The 4619-nt window shown below is 44.9% G+C and carries 5 protein-coding genes; 3 read left to right on the top strand and 2 right to left on the bottom strand.

Annotated elements, in window-relative coordinates; translation table 11 throughout:
- Positions 1–464, bottom strand: a 464-nt coding sequence (locus tag J7J62_00025) for a 2-phosphosulfolactate phosphatase (GenBank protein MCD6123553.1), incomplete at its 3' end; no start/stop codon positions are given.
- Positions 465–482: 18 nt separating this feature from the next.
- Complete coding sequence (gene gcvT / locus J7J62_00020; protein MCD6123552.1) at positions 483–1604, bottom strand: glycine cleavage system aminomethyltransferase GcvT; 1122 nt, start codon at positions 1602–1604, stop codon at positions 483–485.
- A 134-nt stretch (positions 1605–1738) separates the two neighbouring features.
- Here gcvT and J7J62_00015 point away from each other — a divergent pair, with 134 nt between their 5' ends.
- Genes J7J62_00015 through J7J62_00005 form a run of 3 tightly spaced genes read left to right on the top strand, consistent with a single transcriptional unit; the run spans position 1739 to position 4491 of the window.
- A complete protein-coding gene (locus tag J7J62_00015) occupies positions 1739–1948 on the top strand; it encodes a 4Fe-4S dicluster domain-containing protein (protein ID MCD6123551.1) in 210 nt (69 codons plus the stop codon).
- 13 nt (positions 1949–1961) lie between these two features.
- The gene (locus J7J62_00010; GenBank protein ID MCD6123550.1) at positions 1962–3029 is read left to right on the top strand and encodes a 3-methyl-2-oxobutanoate dehydrogenase subunit VorB; all 1068 of its coding nucleotides are present in this window, start codon (positions 1962–1964) and stop codon (positions 3027–3029) included.
- A 13-nt stretch (positions 3030–3042) separates the two neighbouring features.
- Complete coding sequence (locus tag J7J62_00005) at positions 3043–4491, top strand: 2-oxoacid:acceptor oxidoreductase family protein (GenBank protein MCD6123549.1); 1449 nt, start codon at positions 3043–3045, stop codon at positions 4489–4491.
- The last annotated feature ends 128 nt before the right edge of the window (positions 4492–4619 follow it).

The following is a 4619-nucleotide window of genomic DNA, read 5'->3' as shown; positions in this document are numbered from 1 at the left end:
GACATGCCCTCTTTGCCCGCACACGCTATCAACATTCGCTTCGGCGCAGCGGAAACAATCCTGTCAGCAGCGGCCATTATGTTACGCAGGCTAACGAGAAAGATTTTATCGCTTAAGCTCTCGGCTCTTCGCATCAAAACGCTGCCATTCGTCGAGGCGTAAATCAAAGTTTTCCCCTTAACCCTCTCCGGCGTGTATTCCAGCGGTGAATTCCCGAGGTCGAAGCCGGGCACTATTTTCCCACCCCGCTCACCACAAAGAAGCACATTCTCGCTGGTTAACTCGTACTTTATCTCGAAAGCCTCGTCAACAGTAGCCACCGGAATGATTCTTTTGGCTTCTGCCTTAACCGCAAAAAGAAGCGTTGTCGTAGCACGCAAAACATCTATTATAGCGACCACATCGAATCGCTGGCATGGAAAATCGCCAACTTGATACGGTACCAAAGAGGTTATAACTTCCATGTCCGGCTTCTTATAAAGTTATTTTTTCCTGTGAACTCGAACCGTTCCTTTTTTCCAAAACGGTGGTTTAACCACTACCGCTGGAATAAGAGTTTCCCTTACCATAACTTCGAACTTTTCATCAACTTTAGCGAATTCTTTCGGCACATATGCAAGACCTATACCACGGTTCAACATGGGTGAAAATGTTCCGCTGGTAACATAGCCTATCTCTTTGTCGTCCTTGAAAACCTTGTAGCCATGTCGCGGAAATCCTCTCTCGAGAAGCTCAAATGCAACAAGTTTCCTCTTTATTCCCTCTGCCTTGATATTTATTAACGCCTCTCTTCCAACGAAATCGCCCTTCTCAAGTTTGACAATCCAGCCCAAACCTGCCTCATACGGGTTGTTTTCCTCGGTCATGTCGTTCCCGTAAAGAAGATACCTCATTTCAAGCCTCAGAGTGTCCCGGGCTCCCAAACCACAGCATTTTATTCCATCCGGTTCGCCAGCTTCGTAAACCGCATCCCAAAGCTTCAGCGCTAAATCTTTATCCATGTAAAGCTCAAAACCGTCCTCGCCAGTGTAACCCGTGCGGGAAACTATCATCTCCTCACCAGCAACCTTTATCTTTGCGGCGTGATAGTAATCTATTCTCTCGAGGTCAAAATCGGTGAGCCGTTGCACAACCTGTTGAGCCCTTGGTCCCTGGACGGCAAGAAGCGCTACATCGAAAGTAGCATTAACAAGTTCTACGCCATCTGAGGGCAAATGCGACTGCAGCCAGGCAAAATCTTTTTCGATATTCGAAGCATTAACGACTATCATAAATTTATCGGGAAACCTGTAAACAAGAAGGTCATCTATTATACCGCCTTCATCGTTAACCATACATGAATACTGCGCCTGCCATACATCCAGTTTTGACACATCGTTGGTGGTCATACGCTGAACGAACTCAAATGCCCGGGGACCTTTAACGAAAAACTCCCCCATGTGCGACACATCGAACATCCCTACAGATGTTCTTACAGCTTTGTGCTCAGGAACAATGCCCTCGTAAAACATCGGCATCCAAAAACCAGCGAACTCGACCATCTTAGCGTGCATCAATATGTGCTTCTCGTAAAAAGGGGTTTTATAAGGCGAACTCTGGCTCATCTCTCCTCCTTTGTAGTTTTGTAGTATGGATTTCAAAAATAGAAAAACAAAATCGATTAATCAACAAAAACAATTTGCAAATTTTTTCGTTCTGAATAAAATTGAATCCTATTTCAAACTATGGGAGGTTATAAATGCCAAGAATAGAAATATTAAGTGACCATTGCAAAGGATGCGGGCTGTGTATCAATATCTGTCCAGTAAAAGTGATCGAGTTTTCAAAAGAGATAAACAAACTCGGTTACCATCCCGCTAAATACAAAGGCGAGGGTTGCACGGGGTGTTCGCTTTGTTTTTATGCGTGCCCTGAACCCTCCGCCATAAAAGTCTACAGGAAGGACTAAGGAGGAATAAGCCATGGCTAAGGAATTCATAAAAGGCAATGAGGCGGTGGTAAAAGGCGCTATACTGGCTGGCTGTGACGCATTTTTTGGCTATCCCATAACGCCAGCATCAGAAATAGCGCACGCCGCCGCAAAATACATGCCGCTCGTGGGTAAAGTGTTCCTTCAGGCAGAATCAGAGATAGCATCGATACAAATGTGTTATGGTGCTGCTGGCACAGGCAAAAGATGCATGACGGCATCCTCTGGACCTGGACTATCGCTGAAAATGGAAGGCATATCCTACGCCTGTGGCTCAGAACTGCCCATCGTGATAGTAGACATCATGCGAGGAGGACCAGGTTTAGGGAACATAGCACCATCACAAGCGGACTACAATCAAATCGTAAAAGGCGGCGGACACGGCAACTATAAAGTGCTCGTTCTGGCACCCAATTCGGCGCAAGAAATGTGTGACTTAACAATGCTGGCATTCGAACTTGCGGACAAGTATAGAAACCCAGTGGTAGTACTTACCGACGGATTTACTGGCCAGATGATGGAACCTGTAGACTTCCCCGACCCCAAGCCACCAACAGTAGATAAAAGCGATTGGGCAGTAATGGCTGATGCGAAAACCAAAAGAAACCTCATAAACTCAATATACCTCGACCCAAACGAACTTGAGGAACACAACAAAAAACTTCAGGAAAAATACCGCCGCATGGAAGAAAACGAGATAAGATATGAACCTTACAAGCTCGATGATGCCGAGATTGTCGGAATATCGTATGGCACTGTTTCGCGAATTATGTACACAGCAGTGGATGAGGCACGCAAAAAAGGCATAAAAGCCGGAATGTTGAGACCAATAACGCTTTTCCCATTCCCAAAACCACAAATAAGCGAACTCGCGGATTCAGAAAGGGTTAAAGCATTCCTCGTCTGCGAAATGTCAAATGGTCAGATGGTTGATGATGTCAGGCTTGTGGTAGAAGGTAGGAAGCCCGTGATATTTTACGGCAGGATGGGCGGAGTGGTGCCCAAAGTCGCCGAAATAGTTGAACAGTTCGAAAAAGCCTTTGAGGGCTCTAAAAAGTAATAGGAGGAATAAAATGGGAAAAATAAAAGACATATATGAAAAGCCGAAATCGTTCTATGATATATTTTTCAGAAAACCAGACAAACTCAAACAAGACACACACTACTGCCCGGGTTGTGGGCACGGTATAGTGCACAAAATAATAGCCGAAGCCATAGATGACTTCGACATCGCAGATAGAACAATAATGATTTCACCAGTTGGCTGCTCCGTTTTCATCTACTATTACTTCGACACAGGCAATTTCCAAGTGGCACACGGCAGAGCACCAGCAGTAGCGACAGGCATAAAACGAACTAATCCAGACTCAATAGTCATATCATACCAAGGTGATGGTGACCTCGCTGCAATAGGTTTCAACAATATTATTCAGGCAGCTAACCGTGGCGAAAACTTCACCGTAATATTCATTAACAATGCTATCTACGGAATGACGGGTGGACAAATGGCACCCACCACTGTTATTGGTCAGAAAACTATGACATCGCCATACGGGAGAAAAGCAGAGTGGGAAGGTTATCCACTTAAGGTATCCGAAGTCATCTCTTCTCTTGATGCGCCAGCATATGTAGAACGAGTCTCTTTAACAAATGCGAAAAACATCATGAAAGCAAGAGCAGCGATAAGAAAGGCCATAAAAACGCAGATAGAAGGTAAAGGTTTCTCACTGGTGGAAGTTCTTTCACAATGCCCCAGTGGCTGGAGAATGACACCTGTAGATTCATTAAAGTGGGTGGACGAGGTACTCGCGAAAACTTTCCCGCTTGGCGTATACAAAGATGTAACCAAGGAACGCGAGGAAGGAAAGTGGACAAGAAAACTTGAACCAGTACCTATCGAAAAGTATCACGAAATACTGGAGTTAACAGGTGAACACCTCGAGATAGAAGGTGATATGTCTAAAGTCCCCGAAAAATTCCAGAATCCAGAAATACTTATTGCAGGTTTCGGAGGACAGGGAATATTGCTTCTTGGTCAAACACTTGCTGAGGCTGGCATGAGACACGGATACAATACCTCGTGGATACCATCGTATGGACCTGAGATGCGAGGCGGAACAGCTAATTGCCATGTTAAAATATTCGAGGGCAGAATAGGTTCCCCGGTAGTGGATAATCCGAGCATACTAATAACGATGAATCAACCCTCGCTTGAGAGGTTCGAGCCATCACTAAAACCAGGTGGACTGCTTATCTACAATACTTCGATGATATCGATAAAGCCAAAAAGAGACGACATCGAAATTCTTCCCATACCGGCAACTGAGATGGCAGACAAAATAGGCTCGCTAAGAGTTGCTAACATGGTTGTAGTAGGCGCGGTAATCGAGAAAACGAAAATCCTTGATGTAAATGTGGTTAAAGACGCATTGAATACAGTGGTCAAGCACAAAAAATTCATTCCGCTCAACCTTCAGGCTATAGACGCTGGAATGGAATATGTGAGAAACTTTAAAGGCTGAGACTAAAAATTATCGGCTAATAAAGCCAACGGGAAAGCAACCAAAATTTTTCAAATAGGCATTTTATAATTTTTGCCGGAGGTGGGATTTGAACCCACACGGGGTTGCCCCCAGCGGATTTTGAGTCC

The organism is bacterium (assembly GCA_021159335.1).
Taxonomy (GTDB): Bacteria; UBP14; UBA6098; order B30-G16; family B30-G16; genus JAGGRZ01.
Note: the sequence above shows the minus strand (reverse complement) of the source record. Positions and strands in the feature narration are given on the sequence as shown.

Bases quoted from the DNA above. Each gene is read 5' to 3' on its own strand.
- gcvT (MCD6123552.1), bottom strand. From the start codon at position 1,604: ATGAGCCAGAGTTCGCCTTATAAAACCCCTTTTTACGAGAAGCACATA.
- J7J62_00015 (MCD6123551.1), top strand. From the start codon at position 1,739: ATGCCAAGAATAGAAATATTAAGTGACCATTGCAAAGGATGCGGGCTG.
- J7J62_00010 (MCD6123550.1), top strand. From the start codon at position 1,962: ATGGCTAAGGAATTCATAAAAGGCAATGAGGCGGTGGTAAAAGGCGCT.
- J7J62_00005 (MCD6123549.1), top strand. From the start codon at position 3,043: ATGGGAAAAATAAAAGACATATATGAAAAGCCGAAATCGTTCTATGAT.